Origin of the sequence: Thioalkalivibrio paradoxus ARh 1, from assembly GCF_000227685.2 — a bacterium.
In the GTDB taxonomy this organism is placed as follows: domain Bacteria; phylum Pseudomonadota; class Gammaproteobacteria; order Ectothiorhodospirales; family Ectothiorhodospiraceae; genus Thioalkalivibrio; species Thioalkalivibrio paradoxus.
Window position 1 is genome coordinate 388,696 of record NZ_CP007029.1, and the last position, 19,534, is coordinate 408,229.

General features: G+C 61.0%; 11 protein-coding genes. 1 reads left to right on the forward strand and 10 read right to left on the reverse strand.

Annotated elements, in window-relative coordinates; genetic code table 11:
• Positions 1–115 precede the first annotated feature (115 nt).
• The 3 genes from THITH_RS01790 to THITH_RS01800 are packed head-to-tail and all read right to left on the reverse strand — an operon-like array spanning position 116 to position 7,100.
• Positions 116–2,422, reverse strand: coding sequence for an ATP-binding protein (locus THITH_RS01790; protein WP_006746224.1), 2,307 nt, complete (start codon positions 2,420–2,422; stop codon positions 116–118).
• Positions 2,419–3,894, reverse strand: a complete 1,476-nt coding sequence (locus THITH_RS01795) for a metallophosphoesterase (protein WP_006746223.1) — start codon at positions 3,892–3,894, stop codon at positions 2,419–2,421. The genes THITH_RS01790 and THITH_RS01795 overlap by 4 nt, the downstream gene beginning before the upstream one ends.
• A gap of 11 nt (positions 3,895–3,905) precedes the next feature.
• Complete coding sequence (locus THITH_RS01800) at positions 3,906–7,100, reverse strand: SIR2 family protein (RefSeq protein ID WP_006746222.1); 3,195 nt, start codon at positions 7,098–7,100, stop codon at positions 3,906–3,908.
• Positions 7,101–8,559: 1,459 nt separating this feature from the next.
• On the opposite strand from THITH_RS01800, the gene THITH_RS01815 reads away from it, so the two are divergent.
• Entirely contained in the window at positions 8,560–9,963 is a 1,404-nt protein-coding gene (locus tag THITH_RS01815; RefSeq protein WP_006746220.1) for a Fic family protein, read from the forward strand.
• 60 nt (positions 9,964–10,023) lie between these two features.
• Here the strand turns inward: THITH_RS01815 and THITH_RS01820 are convergent, their stop codons facing one another.
• The 7 genes from THITH_RS01820 to THITH_RS01850 all read right to left on the reverse strand — a co-directional run bounded on the left by THITH_RS01820 (position 10,024) and on the right by THITH_RS01850 (position 19,440).
• A complete protein-coding gene (locus THITH_RS01820) occupies positions 10,024–10,734 on the reverse strand; it encodes a M48 family metallopeptidase (RefSeq protein ID WP_025367193.1) in 711 nt (236 codons plus the stop codon).
• Positions 10,731–13,958, reverse strand: coding sequence for a type I restriction endonuclease subunit R (locus tag THITH_RS01825; protein ID WP_006746218.1), 3,228 nt, complete (start codon positions 13,956–13,958; stop codon positions 10,731–10,733). The genes THITH_RS01820 and THITH_RS01825 overlap by 4 nt, the downstream gene beginning before the upstream one ends.
• A 3-nt stretch (positions 13,959–13,961) precedes the next feature.
• Positions 13,962–14,831, reverse strand: coding sequence for a Fic family protein (locus THITH_RS01830; RefSeq protein ID WP_006746217.1), 870 nt, complete (start codon positions 14,829–14,831; stop codon positions 13,962–13,964).
• Between the two features lie 88 nt (positions 14,832–14,919).
• Positions 14,920–16,251 carry a restriction endonuclease subunit S gene (locus tag THITH_RS17370; protein ID WP_006746216.1) on the reverse strand — a complete coding sequence of 444 codons (1,332 nt, stop codon included), beginning with the start codon at positions 16,249–16,251 and terminating at the stop codon, positions 14,920–14,922.
• Entirely contained in the window at positions 16,248–17,318 is a 1,071-nt protein-coding gene (locus THITH_RS01840) for a virulence RhuM family protein (RefSeq protein WP_006746215.1), read from the reverse strand. The genes THITH_RS17370 and THITH_RS01840 overlap by 4 nt, the downstream gene beginning before the upstream one ends.
• Positions 17,315–18,874, reverse strand: a complete 1,560-nt coding sequence (locus tag THITH_RS01845) for a type I restriction-modification system subunit M (RefSeq protein ID WP_006746214.1) — start codon at positions 18,872–18,874, stop codon at positions 17,315–17,317. The genes THITH_RS01840 and THITH_RS01845 overlap by 4 nt, the downstream gene beginning before the upstream one ends.
• On the reverse strand, positions 18,871–19,440 hold the full coding sequence (locus THITH_RS01850; RefSeq protein WP_006746213.1) for a restriction endonuclease subunit S: 570 nt from the start codon (positions 19,438–19,440) through the stop codon (positions 18,871–18,873). The genes THITH_RS01845 and THITH_RS01850 overlap by 4 nt, the downstream gene beginning before the upstream one ends.
• Positions 19,441–19,534: the final 94 nt, after the last annotated feature.

Genomic DNA, 19,534 nt, shown 5'->3' on the forward strand with positions numbered 1-19,534 from the left:
GAATTTCTGGCGCGAGGGATCGTTACCGGATGGCCGAGACGGTTATGCGGCTCCGTGAGCGAGGCAGCAGGCGGCGCGAGTAGAGCCTCGTCCGGCAATGCCGGACGAGAAACTCTCAGTCGGTGTGGAGAATGTCGCACCGTACCTCGAACCGCTTCCTTTCATTCTCCTGCGGCAGAAAGCTTGCCTGAATCGGCGGGGGCACAGGAATGAAGATACGGTTTTTCATTACGATGGTGCATGTCTCGAACGAGCCCCCACCCGAGATATCGCTAATCAGGTTTTGCGTTTGCAAATCGTAGTAGAGCCCAAAATCGCCGGAATGGTGCTCGAATATGAACAGCGCTTTCTGGCCTCCCCAGACAACCGAAGTGCTGTGAGGCTGTAAGAAAAAGTCACCCTTCTCTTCTTGGATGCGGCTCGTTATGGCGAGAAAGCAGCGATAGCCCTTGAGTGGAGGCTCACCGTCCTCGATGGTCAGCAGCTTCTTGTCCGTGTTCATATCCAGCCGCTGAATCGGGGGCAGCGCGCCATGCTGTGGTCCGTCAAGATGCTCCGTCGCCGCCGCATTGTTGATGACATCCGGAACAACGTCGCGCACGGCTCCAGCCGCGGATCGGTCGAGAACCTGATAGCTTCGCTGGGCTACCCTGGTGGAGCGCTCTGTCGCCTGTTGGAATGTCAGTTTTCCCCCGAGATAGTCGGTCCATAGAGACGTCAGGCTTTCCAGATCGTTCGTCTCGTACTCGAAAACCTCGCGGGTCCGATGAATGGATTTGAGAAATGCCTCCGCGCCTTGGCGGGTGGCGCTTGGCACAAGGTCGGAAACCCGTGGGAAAACCATGTTTCGCACGAAATCCTTGGCCATGTGGCCGAACGCACTGTACTCCCTGTCGTATAACTCCAGTAGCAGGCGGACGGTTGTTCCCTGAGGATCAAGGAATAGCTCGATCGGCGGCTCTTGACTGGTGACAAGGACGGGCAGGCCGTGCGAGATCGTGCCATAACGGACCTGTGCTTCGAGAAAATAATCACCCGATAAGATTGATCCAACCCTGAAGGCGAGCGCCTTCTGGGCAATGCTGATCTCACTCTCGGGCGATATTACCAAAACCTTCGGATCATCGGACAGCTCCTCGATCTTACAAAAGTGTCGCAAATAGCTGATCTCGCAGTCGCGGCGTGGCGAGACCTTTGTCAACAAAATGATCGGCTTGTCCTCCGATGCGTGCTTGACGGTCGCGCTGTCCGTACCGGAATAGACGAGCACCGGCGACTTCTCCGAGCGCGCGCGGACTTCGCTAAGCGAGACGCTGTCGCCGGGCTCAATACGGACCCTAAGATGGCCGCACAAGTCGTACCGGCGCTTCCTTGCCGCCCACGCAACGAAGAATGAGTTGGCGTTGCTTTCCGGGCGGTTTGCAAGCTGCAGAGATATGAACTCGTCTACGTGCGTAAGGAGGCTTTGGAGAAGCTGCAGACTCTCGGTGGTAAGCGCTTCGCGCCCGGCCGTCGGCTGCAAGAAGAGGAAATCCGCAACCCCTCCGAGACGATACGCCGAAGCAACGCTCGCCGTTGCGAGACCAAAACCGCTTCGGAACGTGCGCAGGCTGCCTTCTCCCTGCCGGAGCACCATCCGCCCCGGAAGCCTCTGGAAGCCCGATTCGATGTTTTGCAAGTCGATCCGAACCTCGCCACTCAGAGCACCGGTGAGTTCGACGTTTGCCTTAAAACCGCCTCCTAGATCGACGCCGTTCTGCTCCCAGGTCCATGTGGCTTTCAGGCTGGGAACGGACTCTTGGATAAGCTGCCCGCTCACATTCCTCCCGTTAATCTCCACCTGGATGGGGAGGTATGCAACAAACTGTCCTATGTAGGTTTCCGCTTCCGCGACATCGATCAGCTTATCTGGCTGCATTATCGCGGTGACCGTGGTGCCGGGGCTTCCCGTTGCGGGAAGCGTATCGAACGAGATGCAGTCCTCGGTCACGGAGAGCGTTGAGCGCGCCGCCTTGCACAGCGTCCGCTCCGCTGTGCGGCCGCTCTCAGTCTCCACCGTCAGTTCCTCGGCCAAGCCGAAGTTCGCCATAGCGCCGATGCCGAAGGTCCCCACAACCCCGGCCGCGCGAGCCTCAGGCGTATTCTTGCTACTGGACCCCGCGCGCCAGAAATGTTGACGCAAATCCTCCCGCGACATGCCAATGCCATTATCGGACACCACGACGCGTCTGGGCTCGATGATCACGTTAATGCAAGGCGTGAACGCCGGGGCCAGATGCCTGCGGAGCAAAAGCGCATCGAAGGAATTTTGTACGTTCTCACGCAACAGGGCGAAGGGCGTCGGGTAAATCTGAGCCGCGAGAACTTCGATCATGCGGCTGATCTCTACGGCAAATGGAATTTTCTCTGACGCTTCGCTCATTTCTTCATAGCCTTCTGTGCTTTGATCCGCCTGCGCAACTCCGAAGCCATCGCCTCCGGGAATTGTAGATGAGCCGCAAACCGGTCCAGGGCATCTGCCGCACTCTCCTGGTCGCCTGATCGGTCAAAAGCCTCAACACGCTGTATCAGCTCCTGAATGCTCGCGGGTGGGTCGGTGACCTTGATTATGACGCCCCAGTCCTGCGCATCCGAAGCGGCAGTTAAGAGAAGCTCTCGCTGATAGCTGCCCGTTGGAAGGGGCATGTCTTTTAGAAGATCTATCGCCCGTGGCGGATCGCCAGTCTTTGCCGCCGCCTCGGCTTTCTCTATCGCCTGCCGGGTACGCGCTGCATCGGCATCGACACTGACCCCAGCGGCGTTGTTCGGCCGCTTCCAGTCAAGATCGGCGAAGCTTGTGCCGCCAAACTCCATCAGATGGCCTCGCGAAAATAAGTTCGCGACAGTCATGGCGCGCACATGGATGCGCGCACTTTGGAAATCTGGAGCAATTTCGATGACGTTGTACTGACGATGAACTCCCGTGGGTAGCTCGTATGCCCCGGCGCAGAGGGAACCAGCGCTAACGACCGCCATACGTTCGCGGTCAGGAAGCCATACCTGGTGCGGCGTGATCTGCGCCTTGTGCTGGTGGCCGTAAAGCCCGAGACGGAACTCCCTGCCGATCATTCCCCGGACGATGTCCACGTCCATGTAATCCGTACGGTAAGGCGGGCCTTCGATGCTGTGATGCCAGACAGCGATCCGAAGGTTGAACGGCATTCCTATATCGTTGAGTTCGAGATGGCTCCGGGCAACGACTTCCTTCCGGATCAGTCCGTGGAAAGCGAAGCAATCATTGCCGTGACAGGAATTGAAGGCTGCAAGCCCTATCCGACCGTCGCAAAGGCTAAACAGATTGGCGTCAGCATTCGGCATGACCTTGAGCAGACCGGGAACGCCCGCATAGAACCTCTCGCAGAACGTCCAGAACGCCTCTAGCCGCCGGGCATACAAAGCGGGATCAGCGATGCGGTACAGCGTTAACGTTTTCCAGTCCCAGCGGTACTTGGAATCCTCCGCGTAAATAAACGCAGCAAGGTTTGACGGAAAGTCCTTCCGCTCGACCGGCTCAAGCGCAGCGAACGCGGTATTCCAGTCGATGTCATGGTTGCCGGGAATGAGGATCAGCCTTGAGCGGTCGCCGTTCAAAAATCGGCGTACCAGTTCGTCCAGAAATTCTTCCGCCGTAGAATACTGCCGGGCGAGTTCGGCTTCATAGTCGGCAGTATTGAGCGGAACGCCCTGAATGAGGTCGCCGCTAACGACTACGGCTTCCGGGACAGGGACAGCCGGATCCTCGTGGATGTAGCGATCACGGTCGCCGACAAGTGCTGAGATAAGCTCATCATTCGTGATCGGATCACGAGGCGACCGATGAAGATCAGATATGTGAAGTATGGAAAAGGGCTTCATGCGAGCTTCGCCTAAATAAATAAACGGTAGTCGTATGAGGAAGCCCCGAAGCGCTGAAGCAGGGAGCCGATGCGGGCAATTTCGCCGGAGGACTGAAGGGTCGCCGGAAATTTGGTATAGAGGCCGAACGTGTTCCAGTTCATTTTGGAAAGGCCGAGTATCTCCCCCGCTAACTGGTCGAGCGCCGTTGCCCCGGCGTGCCGCCGCAGCGTGAGCGGCGCGGGAATCCGCCTCTTGCCTTGAAAATACTTGAGGCTCGGATTAACGGCGGCGGTCGCGCCGTGGACCCACAGCAAGGCCGTGAAGTCGTCTAGCTTCATGACGGTGCCGCGTCGCACCGGGTAATTGTCTTCGTCGATGGTGCCATCACGGCCCGGCATCGACGCGACGTAGCGCAGGGCGTGATCTTCGACAATTTCTAGCATGTCGATGGCGGCGACGCCGCCGAGGCCGTCGCGCAAGCCTTCGCGCTCGTCCCTCAAGAACGGCGTGCGCTTGTGTAGCACGACGCGCCGGGGGAGCTTCATGCGCGTATCGAAGAAGAGCTGCCGGATTGTCTCTCCGGCGCGCCGCGCATCATCCCGCGACATGAAGGGGTTCTTGCCCCGCATGATCGGGTTCTCGACCTTGCTGAGCCGGTATTGCAGGCCCTCGCCGCGCGCGCTGTAGATGTGGCTGCAACCCAGGACGACGTGATTGCCCTTTGCGGCGTTGCGGTCGATGCTGAAGCCAAGCCCGACATAGGCCGCGTCTTCGTCAAGGCCGCTCAGGACCCAGGGGGTGCGTATCCCTTTGACATAGAGGGCAAGCGAGAGCCACCACCACACCCGGCACTGCTGGGTATCCGAGAGCGTATCTTCGGTCAGGAACTGCGTCGCGACCCCGCGCTGGACAGCGTAGGCCTTCACGAAATCATGCACGTCGAAGCGCTCGTGCTCGTCCCGGTAGCCGCGCAGATGATCCCAGCGGCGCGGGAAGAAAGCGAGCACGACATGCGGTGCATAGGAGGAACGCAGCGCCTCAATAGCGCCGGTGATATGCTGCGCGACGGACAGCGGCCCCTGCCCCGTGTGCCCGCCGGTGTTGGACGGCTCGGCGCAGAGAGCCCAGCCCAGCGCGCCGGGCTCGGGAATCTCGATGGGCAGGCCGTAGGCCTGCTGGAACCCCGGAAAGTCAACAAGGTAATCGCGCTCTGAATCGGCGGGACGATGCCCCTGATTGGCCTTCTGAAGGTAGCCGCGCACCAGCCGGGCTTCGGAGCGCGGACAGATGACGCCGACGCGCAGCGACGGAGCAAGCCCCTTGAGCGTGAGCGGGTAATCAAAAGGACGGTTCGCCGCGAGGCCGCGCACGGGATGCGTGTCGGTGTTCGTCCCTGTTCCCTGCTTGTCGCAGAACAGAAGCGTCGGCTCCGCCAGCTGAAGCCCCTTGTACTTGATGAGGGATTGCAGGTTCTGCGTGATGTTGGCTGAAGGGCCGCCGTGCGGCAGGCCGATCTGCGCGAAGACCGGCGCACGTCGGGCGCGAAACTTGAAGCTCGATCCCGCGTCAGTCGGGAACTCGAAAGAGCACGGCTTGTCTTTGGGAAAAAGTAAGCGGCGCCATTTATTCATGGCAGTGTTGAACGGTTTGTTGTGCTGGTAGCCGAGAATTCTAAGCTTCACGGGTCCGGCAACCTCATAGGGCACTTCCGCTCCGCTCTGGTCTAGAACCCTGATTGACGGCTTGAGGACGACGTACTGCGTACCGCCGACGCGGCGCAGGAAAATGATAACGGATTCATGCGCATGACACTGAACATTGTCCTGCCGCACCCTCTTGAGCGGCGCTTTCAGCCAAAGCTCGGACTGGCCGTCCGTCTCGACCCCGGCGGCATTCGCCATAGAGCGCACGAGAGCCTCGCGCATCAGACCGACAATTGCGCCGTCCTCGTAGCGCAGCTCGTAGGGCGTGACCGGCGTTCTCTCTACCGGCCCCTTGATGTTTTCGCCGAAGCAATCCTTGATATCGTCCACCGTGCCTAGAGCGAGGATCTTCCCCTTGAAGGGCACGGCGACGACCGGGCGCGCGCCGGTCTGCTCCCGTACCCATGACCAGACTTTCTCTGACGGCCAAGCCTTGAGGTCGAACGAAAGCACCTCCGCCGGGCAATCGATCTCGAAGGCGTTACTCTTGATGAGGGTATTCGCGCGATGCTCCGCCACCTGAAACGGCTGGCGAGCGAGAAGATCGTTGGGGGCAAGCGCGGCAACGTCCTTGCGCGCGGCCTCGCGCCGCTCACCCTCAAGGCAATAGAGAGCAAGCCGGGTCATCAAGTCATCGAAGCCGAGCGTGGGAACATAAAAGACTTGCCTGCCGTGCGCTCTCGCGTGAGCGATCAGGCGGGCCACCGGCTCGGGAACCTCGCCGTCGCCGAAGCCGCACCAGTACAGTGCGCCCGTACCCGGCTCTGCGCAGGCAGCCTGAAGCGCCTCCATGATGGAGTGGTCGCGCCCGCTGTAGCCACAGACGATAAGCGTCCTCTGTCGCAGCTCGTCGATCAGCGCGGCCCGCAAGGCTGCTTCCTGCCGCTGTAGTTCGTCTGGTGTGTTCTTGAGGTCATCGTAGCGGTAGTCGCCATGCAGCGAGACGCACAGCAACTCGCCTGCGTTCGCGGGACGGGCAGCGCGGCCCTGAGTGTCGATCCCGACCTCGAACGGCGTGAGACTGAAATTCGCGGCGGCGCGTGCGGGCAGCCCGTCGAAATTTGTGGACCAGACCGAGCGGATCAGGTCGGCCTTGGCGAGATGGCAAAGAAGCCGATAGCCGATATGCGGCTGCGCCCCGCGCACCTTCTCCTGAAAGAAGGCGCGGCGGTCGTCGGGAATCGGAAAACAGGCGCGGATATAGAAGCCGTATTCATTGTCCGCGCCTTCCTGCGGATAGGTGCCTTGCGTGTCCAGCCACTGCTGGATGTGCCGCTGCACGCCGGGCAGCGATAGCTCCGTGAACTGCTCTTCAAGGCCCGGATTGTTGGTGAGGAAGAGGTCGCGTTTCCATTCCCAGATACATGCCTGCGCGGACGGGATGCCTGAGCTGACCGATGCTCCCGCCCCTAGGAAGAGCGCATGCTGTGCCGCCCGCCTGACGCCGATTGACCGGACGAACGCATCGAGCGAGAGGCTCAGCTCGTCCGTCTCCAGCGCTTTGGCGGGGGCAGAAACCATACTTACACCCCACCGCTCGGTGACTGGCTCGCGTTGGTGACCACACGATAACTCACGTCCAGCGTATCCGTGGAATGCCGCCGGGCCAGCAGCTCTTCCCGCAAGTCTGGGCTCTGAGTCTCTACACGCTCGATCGGCGCTTCGTTTTTGATGGGTTTTCCCATAGCTACGTCAGCGGCCCTTTGTTATTGTTTCGGGCGGGAACAAACTCGGCTGCTTGTCAGCGTTGTGCTCGGCGACATACGTCCGCATGAACTCCCGGAGCACCTGAGCAGCTGGCCGGTCCTGTAACCGGCACGCTTCCAGGAACTCGTCTCGGAGATCGCGCTCGACGCGAATCCGCAGTCCCACATCCTTGGTTTTCATAACAGGAGTGTAGCCAAGGGACACACGAATGTGTATCCATTTTTGCTTTTGTCCACGAACTCAGCGGCTTCAGCGCCGACGCGCTGGCGGCATCCAATCGACGCAGGGTTGGTCGATGGGAAGTCCATGGAGGGAAAGCGGAAGTGTCACTCCTGGTCAAGGTTCCAATGGGCACGAAGGCTCCTGGTCGATGGGATGGGACCATGGCAAGGGAAGCGCGAGAGCTCCCTTCCCGGCCTCGATGAAGTCGTCGCCATGGAATGGTCAGGGGTCTTGGGGGCAGGAACGCCCGCCAAGTCGGGGGGTATGGAGAGCGCGGACACCCGCGAGTGATGGAACGGCGATACGTTCCACTGGCTCCGCAACGGGCTCAATGTCCTGAAGGAGCTACAGGCAGGGGATGCAACGGGGGCGCGCAGCGGGCCCCCTTGTCAAGATGGTTTCGTACTACAAAACACATCTTGCGGTTCGTCGAAACGCATAAGCCCCGATGCTCAGTCTGTAGTACAAAGGCCGCCCCCTACCTTGAGATCCCCAGAGCCGCAAGCGTCTCGGGACCAAGGCGTGGGTCGGTTGGCTCCACGATACCGGTCTCGATCTCGGCAAACGGCGTCACTGTTCGGATCCCTACGAACGGGTAGCCAGAATGCTGCTTCCGGCCTGCTACGCCGACCATCGTGCCGGTCAGACGAGTCACAGGCAGCGGTCCGTTCAGAGCGTCGTGCAAGCTGTCGGCCACGAAGGACTTCACGCGCTCGGCATCGGCTGGGTCGAAGAGTCACCAGCCCGCCCTGGATAGTCACCAGCCCCAGATGACTACCCCTCGAGTTGGCGGAGCGAATCCCACCGGCCGGCAAGCCTGTCGCGGCGGGACATCCTATGCGCGTTGATCACCGATCTATGCGGCGGCACGCCCTGATTGCCAGGGACGGAGCTTCTTGAACACATCGATTTATCGACAATGGCTTTGAACAACGGCAGGTGTTCGGCATGGATCGCGCCAAAACAAGTGGCGCGCAAATAGACATATCGCGTCATTACGAGGTATTTTATTGGCGCGAATACCCTATTCGCGCCAACACTCAGGTGAGTCATGCCGAAAAAACTTTCTGAGGATTTGGTTGCGCGGATAGTGGAAGAGATCGCCCGACATCCGGAGGGGGTCGGCATCGACGATCTGCATGCCGCTCTGGCCGACGTTGTGAGCCGCCGCACCTTGCAGCGCCGCCTGGCCTCGCTGGTTGAACAGCAACGTCTGCACACACTGGGCGAAGGCCGCGCGCTCAAGTACCGACTCGCTCCAATAACGGGAACGATGGCGGCCCAGGAAGAAGGGTCGGATGTGGTGGCGGTCAGAATCGAGGTCTATGTTCCCACAACCACCGAAGGCGAAGAGATCAGGGACTACGTCCGCCAACCGATCCAGCACCGCACCCCGGTGGGCTACGAACGCGGATTGCTGGAGGCGTATCGGCCCAACAAGACCCGCTATCTGGCGCCGGAACTCCTCACACACCTGCACCAGATCGGCCGTTCGCCCGACGGCGAGCGCCCGGCAGGCACTTATGCGCGCGACATCCTGGGGCGACTGCTGATCGACCTGTCCTGGGCTTCGAGCCGTCTCGAGGGCAACACCTATTCCCGGCTCGATACGCAAAACCTGCTCGAGCGCGGCCAGGTTGCGGAAGGCAAGGACCGCCGTGAAGCGCAGATGATCATCAACCACAAGGCGGCCATCGAACTGCTGGTGGAGCAGGCCGAGGACATCGGTTTCAACACCTTCACGTTCTACAACCTGCATGCGCTGCTGTCGGAGAACCTGCTCGCCGATCCCAGTGAGAGCGGGCGGCTCCGGAGCCGGATCGTCGAGGTCAGCGGCACGGTGTTCCACCCGCTGGCCATCCCGCAACAGATCGAAACCTATTTCCGCATGATCCTGGCAAAGGCCGATGCCATCGACGACCCTTTCGAGCAGACTTTTTTCATCATGGTCCACATCCCGTACCTGCAACCCTTCGTGGACGTGAACAAGCGGGTCTCCCGGTTGGGCGCCAACATTCCGCTCATCCGGCACAACCTCTGCCCCTTGTCTTTCATCGATGTACCGGAACGGGCTTATGTCGAAGGCACGCTCGGCGTCTACGAGATGCAGCGGGTGGAGCTGCTGCGCGACGTGTTCCTGTGGGCCTACGAGCGCTCCTGCCGGCGTTACATGGTGATCCGCGATACCACAGCCGAGCCGGATCCCGTACGTCTGCGCCACCGCGAGGCGCTGATCGCGATCGTGGCCGAAATCGTGCGCGGGCAGCAGCAGCCCGGCGAGGCAGCGGTACGCAGAGTAGCAGCATCCCTGGTCCCAGCAGAGGACCTGGACGCGGTCGTGATCTTGGCGATGGACGATCTGCGCAACCTGCACGAGGGGAACGTGACCCGGTATCGTCTGCGATTGTCCGAGTACCGGGCCTGGCAGCCAATGCAACAGCCCAAAGAAGGATGAAGGGGACGAGCACCAAACCCGGCGAACTCCGAGTGAAGTTGGGTGCTCCTCGCTAGATCATCAAAGCAACGCGGTTTCCAGCCTCCGCTTGCGTTGTTCCCAGTCGGGCATCATCTGCTCCAGCAACGTGTAGAACTGCGCGTCATGATCGCGATGCTGGATGTGACACAGCTCATGGGTGATCACGTACTCGATACACGGGCGCGGTGCGCGAATCAGTTTGACATTCAAGGTCATGGTGCCGGCCCGTGACAGACTACCCCAGCGGGACTGCATGGTCCGTACAATCAGCCGCGGACGCTGGGCACTCTTGAAGCGGCGCAGACAGCCTTCCAGCACCTCGCCGAAGACCACCTGGGCGCGGTCGAGATACCAGCGGTGCAGCACCGCCTTGGCGCGCTCCGGATCCGGTTCGCCAGGCAGGCTGACCAGCAACTGGCCCCGTGCGCATTTCACACCAGCTTTATCGCCCGCCAGGAGCTTCAGCCGGTACTGCCGGCCAAGGTACAGGTGCGACTCGCCACTGATGTATTGCCGTGCCGGAGTCCGCGGGCGATAGCCATCGAACTCAGCCAATTGCCGGCTGATCCAGCGGGCGCGTTTCCGCACCCGCTCGGCGATCACAGATGGTGAACAACCCATCGGGGCACGCACCAGCACGCGGCTGTCCGGATGAACTTCGATGGACAGAGTCTTTCGGGATTCCAGGAAACACACCTCATAGCGGATGGTGTCGCGACCATACGTCAAGCTTCCGACCATGTGCTTCATCCCGCGATGCGGTGGCGGGCCAACTGCATCGTCTTGTCGATGATCCCGTCCATCTCGTCGGTCGAGAGCGCGATACCCCGCGCGCCCTTCACCTCGTCATAGAGGTAGTCGTCGATCTCGTTCATCGTGCGGCGCTGGGCGTCGAGGTCGTCCCAGTAACCTACTTTGCGGTTACGCTGGAAGATGTCCCACAGCGCGATCGCCGCCTCTGCGGCGGTCGTCTGCGCCTGGTCGGCGTCGCTCAGATGGTTCGCGACAAACGGGCGGAGCAGGCCATAAACAGCGGCTGCGTCCGCGTTACCACTCAGCACGGACGGCAGGTCATCGTCCTTGCGCGAAACCACGGCATTCCTGATCTCCGTGACCCGTTGCAGGTACTCCAAATCCGTCAGACGCCTGGCGCGGTAGTCGTCGATGGCCTGCTGGATCAGCTTCGAAAACTTCTCGTAGAAGGCGGGGTCCTGCTCCAGCCGCTCGTGAATGGCGCGCTTGGTGGCGTGCGCGATGGTATCGGCCTTCGCGCCCAGGCTCTTCTCGCCTCCCCCTCCCTGTTCCTCGACGACCTTCTGGAACGCGGCGTCGTCGAAGATATTGACCGGCGCGTTGAGCTGCACCACCTCGGAGGCCGAGATATGGGTGTCCAGCAGCTTCTGGATACGCGGCTCGAAATCGCGATAATCCACCGACTCGGCGTAGCGCAGTTTCACCGCCGCCTTCAGGTTGACAAAGCGTTTCAGGTCGTTCTTATAGACGCGCAGCTTCTGCTCGGGCGTGTCGGTGATGAAGCGTTCGCTGGACAGCGCAATCCCCAAGGTCTTGGCGTAGGCCGACAACCGCTCGTAGAAATCGGCGCGCAGCTTTTCGTCGGCCAGCAACTGTTCGAAGGCTTCCTCGTCCTGCCGGTTCTTCACCGTCTTGAACAGGTCCCACAGTTCGGCATGGCGCTGCGGCAGCACCCGGGTCTGTTCATGGATCGAGGCCAGCGCACCCTTGAGGTCGGCCTCCTCGAAGCCCTCCAGGGCACTGTACGTGGTCAGCGCCTCGTCGAGTTCGCCCAGCACGCCCACATAGTCGATCACATAGCCGAACTCCTTGGTCCGGCCGCCGCCACCCGTGTCACCCGCGTCCTCGTAGAGGCGATTGACCCGGGCGATGGCCTGCAACAGCGTGTGGTTCTTCAGCCGGCGGGTCAGGTAGAGCACCGTGTTGCGCGGCGCATCGAAGCCGGTCAACAGCTTGTCCACCACGATCAGGATCTCGGGTTCGTCGCCGAACTTGAAGGCGTTGACAATGTGTTTGTTGTAGTCCTCCTCCGAGCCGTAGCGCTTCATCATGCGCTGCCAGAAGGCGACCACCGCATCGGTGGATTCCTCGGCATCGATGTCGTCGAAGCCCTCGCGCTCGTCGGGCGGCGAGATGACGACCTCGCTCGTGACCGAGCCGAGCTCGTCCAGGAACGCCTTGTAGCGCAGCGCCGCCGCCTTGTTCGGGGCCACCAACTGCGCCTTGAAGCCGGTGCCCTGCCAGTTCTGGCGGTAATGCTCGCTGATGTCAAAGGCGCGCATGTAGATCACCTGCTCCGCCTTGTTCAGCATCTCGGCACGGGCGTATTTCTTCTTCAGGTCGGCCTTCTGTTGGTCCGTCAGCCCCTGGGTATGGCGCTCGAACCAGATGTCGATGGCGGCCTGATTCTGCTCCAGCTCGACCATGCGCCCTTCGTAGAGCAGCGGCACGATGGCGCCGTCGGCCACTGCCTGGTCGATGGCGTAGGTGTGGATCACACCGCCGAACTTGGCCACGTCGCTCTTCTCGCGGGTCAATAGCGGCGTGCCGGTGAAACCGATGTAGCAGGCATTGGGAAACATCTGGCGCATGCGGGCCGAGTAACTGCCTAGCTGGGTACGCTGGGTCTCGTCCACCAGCACGAAGATGTCGGGCGAGGCATCGCTGAATTTCTTGTAGGCCAACGCCTTGTCGAACTTGTGCACCAGGGTGGTAACGATGTGCGCGTTGCCGTCGGCCACCAGTTCCACTAGGTGTCGGCCGCTCTCGGCCCGGTCGGGCGAGAGGCCGCAGGCAGCGAAGGTGTTGCCAAGCTGCTTGTCCAGATCCACCCGATCGGTCACCAACACGATGCGCGGATTACGGATGGCTGGCTCCAGCGCCAGGGCGCGGGCCAGCATCACCATGGTCAGCGACTTGCCCGATCCTTGCGTGTGCCAGACGATGCCGCCCCGCCGTTTGCCACTGTCGTCGGTCTGCGTGACGCGGGCGAGCACCTCGCGGATGGCGAATACCTGCTGGTAGCGAGCGATCTTGCGGACACCGCCGTCGAACACCGTAAAAGCCCACGCCATTTCCAGCAGGCGCTCGGGCCGGCACAAGGCATAGAGCGCCCGATCCTGTTCGGTCGGCATCCGGTGCGCGAGATAGGCTCCGGCATCATCACCCACTCCCAGCCCGCCAAGCACCAGATCGAACAGCGAGGCCTTCACCGATTCCGGTAGTGGCCGTTCCAGCAGTGGCGCCAGTTCTGCGTCCGTCACATCCTCCCTCCACTTCGACCAGAACTTCGCCGGCGTCCCGGTGGTGGCGTAGCGGGCCTCGTTCTTATTCACCGCCAGCACCATTTGCACATAGGTGAACAGGCGTGGGATATACTCATCGCGCTGGTTGCGGATGGTCTGCGAGATGGCCTGAGCCACCTCGACCTTCGGCGATTTGCACTCGATCACGGCGAAGGGAATGCCGTTGACGAACAGCACGGTGTCGAGCCGGCAGGTCTCAACGCTGCGCGTGCGCTCCACCGCGAACTCGACAGCCACGTGATAGACGTTGTTCTCCGGGTTGCGCCAATCCACGTAGTTGAGCGTGAAGCTCTTCTGGTCGCCCTCGACGGACTGCTCCAACGCCACGCCCAGGGTCAGCAGGTCGTACACCGCCTCGTTGGTCTTCAGCAGGCCGTCGTACTTGACGTTCTTCAGCCGCTGAATGGCACTCTGGATGTTCTCCTCGCTGAAGAGGTAGGTCCCACCCTTGTGCTGAATGCGGTTCAGCATCTTCAGCTGCTCGCGCAGGATCTCCTCCAGCAGCACGTTGCCGGCCTTGCCCCTACGGGCCGACATCCCCTCGGCAGGCGTCAGGTATCGGTACCCCAGATTGACCAGCACCTGCAGGGCCGGGATCTGGGAGAGGTATTTCTCGTCGAAGCGGAAGCCGTCCATCGTCTATTCGTCGTCGGGTTGTAGTTCGATCAAACCGCGTGAGGCTTCCAGTCCCAAGCGGAGCGACCAGCCCATGGCTGCGGCGAAAAACTCGGCCAGCCCGGTCAGGTCGCCGGCATCAGCCTGCGCGATCGTTTCCAGATAGCGTCGCCGGTCGCGGCTCTTGACGATCAGCGGCAGGAGCCCGGCGCGCAGCAGCACGAAGTTGATCAGCAGCCGGACGACACGCCCGTTACCGTCGTCGAAGGGGTGAATGCGGACGAAGTTGTGATGTAGCCGGGCCAGCAATTCGGGTAGTGCGAGGGTCGGGGTTTGCATCTCTCCGCGCAGCCACTGCACCAGGTCCGCCATTCGAGCCGGCGTTTCCTCCGGCGTGGCGAAGTGGAACAGCTCGCCAGTAGCGGTGATGACGTGATTCGGTTGCGTCTTGTAACGCCCCGGCTCGATCCATTTGCGGGTCGGCTCGCCGCCCGGTGTCTGCGCCACACGCCAAAAGCCCTCCTTGAGCACGATGCGGTTGAGGTCGCGCAGATCCCCTTCGCCCAATTGTCGCTCCTCTCGTGCCAGAGACCGCACCAACTCGATCGCGACGTCATGTCCGCGCATTTCTTCGTACTCGCGCAGCAAATGTTCACCCCGCGTGCGGCCATGGATCAGCAGCAAAAGGGTCTCGCCGTAGGTGAGCGTATTGCCCTCGATATGGTTGGAGTTGTAGTTCCACTCGATGCGCAGGCGCTGCCACAAACGGCCTTCGTTCTCCGCTGGCAAGGGCTGCGCAGCGAGCCAGTCGCGCGCAAGCCGGTGCAGTTCTTCCGGAAGGCTGTCGACCCAGCGGACGCGTTGGTCAGCGTTGTGGTCATCTGAATCGGTCATGGGCTACACTCCGCTCAAAGGTTCCTCGCCGGTGACAAGTGCCCAAGGGGCTCTTCCGGGCCGCTACCTGGATAGCTGGCGAGGTCATTCATTTGGTGCATGGATTGGACTTTCCCCGGTCGGCAAGACGGCTCTGGACTTCCTCCGGGGCCGTTTTGCTTTCTGCGGAAATGCCCTCTCCCGGCCTTCGACTCCCCTCTCCCGCTTGCGGGAGAGGGGCCGGGGGAGAGGGTGCTGCAGCGACCGGCAGCCGCCACTGGCCCGTGAGCAGCTTCTGCATCAGACCACGCTTCTGGACTTTTAATGCCTCCGCATATTCCTTCAGTTTCTCCAACTCGATCACAGCCGCATCGAGAGCCCTGACAATTCGCCTCTGAACATCCAAGGAAGGGAGATCGAAGGTGAAGGCACCCAGGTCGTCGTAATAGATGCGAATCCGGACACTGCCGTTGCCCGCTGACTGAAAATGACTCGTCCAGCGACGACAGAAACGAAGATGGTTCAGAAACCCCGGCAGCAGCTTTGATTCATCGCATTCGAAGACTACGTAGTCCGGGCTTACGAGGATGTCGGTAGCGAAGTGAGACATGGCGATTGAGCCGATATTGAGACGCATCGGGTTGTAGGCAAACGCCCCTGGTCGCACCACCTTGTACCGCTCAATGTTCGCGGCAATCGTCTCTTCGCGCATCGGGCGCATACCGTATTGCTTGGTCACGGCCATGACCGCTTCGCGCCCGATCGCCACCTTGTTTCGCGCAGTGGACTGACGAGTGACGGTGGTGAGCTTGGTTCGCTTAGAGCGCTCTCCATGCTGAAGCTGGCGTTCACGAAGTTGATGAAGAAGACGCTCCTTCGCCGCGATCAGTTGCTCGGTTTTCTGGATGGCGGTGTCCTGGGTTCTCAGCAGTTCAGAAATATACTTCTGAGCATGACGCTCGATAGGCAGGAGAAGCTTAAGCCGCTTGACATCGCGAATATTGATGCCTTTCACGGCCTGGCCGACTACGTGATCCCGAATCTGAACCTGCAGGTCATCACTTTGCAGTGCTTGGTATACATATGCGCGAGTCTCTGAGCATGAGATTCGGATTCGCGCAGTATCCTGGGTGATGTTCGCGCCAGCCAGTTCATCAGGTACGACCCCAAGGCGGCCGACTGTTCCTCGTATCGACAAGAGGATGTCGCCCCCGGTTAAGCGTGAGCGCTTGTACTTGGCATCGATATCAGGCGATGTTTGCAGCAATCCCGTTGTGCGGACGCCACCTTGTGCTATGTCCTTGACCTTGATCACGGGGACACCGTCATCAACATGAGCACCCGGCAAGACGATGCCGTAGCAAATCGGGGAGTCCTGGTCGACGACATCTGCCAAGTGGACCTCTCGGTAGCCGGAGGTTTCTTGCGCGACCCTGTTCATTTCTTCTTCCCCCGCCCTTTCCCTTCGAGTTGTCGCGCGGCCGGCTCCAGTTCCCCTACTGCCTTCACCATCCGATCAAAGTCCGACTCGTACAGTTGATCCTGCACGATGCGGTATTTTTCGAACTCGCTTTCAGCGTGTGCCCTGGCGATTTCCGCCGTCACCTTGCCCGCATCCTGCAACACATTGCGGTCAGTGGCCTCGATGAAGCGATTCAGGCGGGTTTCCCAATCCTGCATGGTCATCGGGATCTTGCGCTGTGCCATGTCCTCGGCAACATCCAGATAGGCGTTGACCAGGCGGGAAAGCTGTGCCATCTCGTGCTCGGTCAGGTAGTTCTTGGCGACGGCCACGTCGAACTTCTGGATCTTGCCGAGGGGCGCGTCCTTCCAGGTGGTCAGCCCCATGTTCGCCTTTTCGGCATCGGCGCGGTCGTAGACGATCTCGGCAGCCGTCTTTCCGTGGATGGCCCAGTGCAGCTTGTTCTGCACGGTGGCGAAAAAGCGCTTGGTGGCCTGCGCCGTCACGTCGTAGTCGATCGCCGTGGCGTAGATGTCAGTGATCTTCTGATAGAACTTGCGCTCGGAAAGGCGGATCTCACGGATGCGCTGAAGCTGTTCTTCGAAGTACTTTTCGCTCAGGACGGAGCCGCCGCTTTTCAGGCGCTCGTCGTCCATCGCGTAGGCCTTGATGGTGAACTGCTCGATGATGCCGGTGGCCCACTTGCGGAACTGCACCGCGCGCTCGGAGTTGACCTTGTAGCCCACGGCAATGATGGCGGGCAGCTTGTAATGCTGGGTGTTGTAGTTCTTGCCGTCGGAGGCAGTTATCCGGAATTTCCGGATAACTGAATCTTTACGCAACTCGCTGTCGGCAAAGATTGTTTTCAGATGTTCGTTCACCGTGCGCACGTTCACATCGTACAACTGAGCCATCATCTTCTGGGTCAGCCAGATACTTTCATCCGCATAAATGGCCTCCACGCCACCCTGGCCACTGGCAGCGACAAAAGTCAGATACTCCGCCGCCGAGGAGCGGACAAGCGACGTTTCCTGCTTCTTCTTCATACGCCCAGCTCCCTTAGGTACTGCTTCATCCGTGTCCGTACCTCGGCCAGTTCGGCTTCCAGACGCTCGATCTCCTGCTCGACGGCAGCGACGTCGATCTCTTCTTCTTCCTCGAAGGTGTCGACGTAGCGCGGGATGTTGAGGTTGAAGTCGTTGTCGGCGATCTCCTGCAGGCTGGCGACATGGGCGTACTTGTCCACCGGCTGGCGAGCGCGGAACGTCTCGAGGATGCGGGCGATATGCTCGTCGAGCAGAGCGTTCTGGTTCTTGCCGCTCTGGTAGTCGCGGCTGGCATCGATGAATAGCACGTCCTGGCAGTCTTCGCGGGCGCCGCCCTTTTCGCGGGCGCGGTCGAACACCAGGATGGCGACCGGGATGGAGGTGGTGGGGAACAGGTTGCCAGGAAGCCCGACGACGGCATCGAGCAGGTTTTCCTCGATCAGCGCGCGGCGGATGCGGCCTTCGGCCCCGCCCCGGAACAGCACGCCGTGCGGCACCACCACGGCTACGCGCCCTTCCTGCGGCAGCGCGGTTTCGATCATGTGGGTGACGAAGGCGTAGTCACCCTTCGACTTGGGCGGCACGCCCCGCCAGAAACGGTTGTAGCGGTCGGCCTGGGCCTCTGCAGCACCCCACTTGTCGAGACTGAACGGCGGATTGGCCACCACCACGTTGAAGCGCATCAACCGGTCGGCCTCGACCAACGCCGGGCTGTTGATCGTGTCGCCCCATTCGATGCGGGCGGCGTCCTTGCCGTGCAGGAACATGTTCATGCGCGCCAGTGCCCAGGTGCTGCCGTTGGCCTCCTGGCCGAACAGAGCGAAGTCGCGGCTGCCTTGTGCTTCCACCAGCGCGGCGGCTTCGATCAGCAACCCGCCGGAACCGCAGGTGGGGTCGCAGATTCGATCGCCAGGCTGGGGCGCGGCCAGTTGCGCCAGCAGCTTCGAAACCTGTGTGGGGGTGTAGAACTCGCCGGCTTTCTTGCCGGCGTCGGAGGCGAAACGCTCGATCAGGTAGATGTAGGTGTTGCCAATTACGTCTTCGGACACGCGCGAAGGGCGCAGGTCGAGCCTGGCGAAGTCGCCCAGCAGGTTTTCCAGCCGGCGGTTGCGGTCCTTGGTCTTGCCGAGATTGGCCTCGGAGTTGAAGTCGATGTTGCGGAACACGCCTTCGAGTTTGGCCTTGTTGGCTTCCTCGATGTGGTCGAGCACGATGTTGATCAGCTCGCCGAGGTTGGCCGCCTTGCGGCGCTCGTACAGGGCGTGGAAGTCGGCCAGAAAGCGGTCGGCAATGTCGCCGGTCTTTTCGTCTCTGAACTCGATGTAGGGCAGGATGAAGCGCTCGCGCTCCAGCTTGCGGCGGATGCGCTCCTCGTTGTCGCCGTACTCCTTTCTGTACTCCGCGTAGTGGTCGGCCCACTGGTCGCTGATGTACTTGAGGAACAGCATCACCAGGATGTAGTCCTTGTACTGCGCCGGATCGATGACGCCGCGAAAGGTGTCGCAGGCGGCCCACGCGGTGTTGTTGACGTCTTGCTGGGTGAGCGGATTGGTCATTGGCTGTTCCCGTAAGCGGAGTTCATCAATCGATCCTGAGTGACGCGTTGGCGCAGGCTGGCAATATGAGCGAGCAGCGTCTGCTCCTGTTCAGCAAGGGCGGCTATTCGGGCGATGCGCTGTTGCACGGCAAGTGACGGGAATGGAATTTCCAGCGCCTTCAGTGCTTCTGCACTGATCATTCGCACCGAGGTGCCTTCGGACAACGCTGCCAGCCGTGCCTGCGCAGCGGGTGCATTGATGTACCAGCACAGGTACTCGGGCAGGATGCCATGAGGCCGAATCAGCAGCATAGGCGCAGCAAGGACCGCCGGACCCACATCGGCTCCCAGCAGTGCCGCGCCATTGCTACGCCCGCGCGAGCGAAACAGGAGGTCACCCGCTTGCAATAGATGGCGCGTCTTGCCTTTGGGCAGCCTCGTCCGGATCGCGCCCCCGACGTGCAACAGGTTGGTGTCGTCGATCTCCCGCATCTGGATCACCGCGACATCGCCCTGAGGATCGTGCTCAAGACGCGATCGGAACGGGTAACCCATCTGTACGTCTGCCACTTTGCCAAGGTTCATTCTTGCAGGAACGCCATTACGATATTCGACCACCGTGACGCTACGCGTCAGGGCCGCTCTTGTCAATACGGCGTAACGGCGTTTCTACAAAACC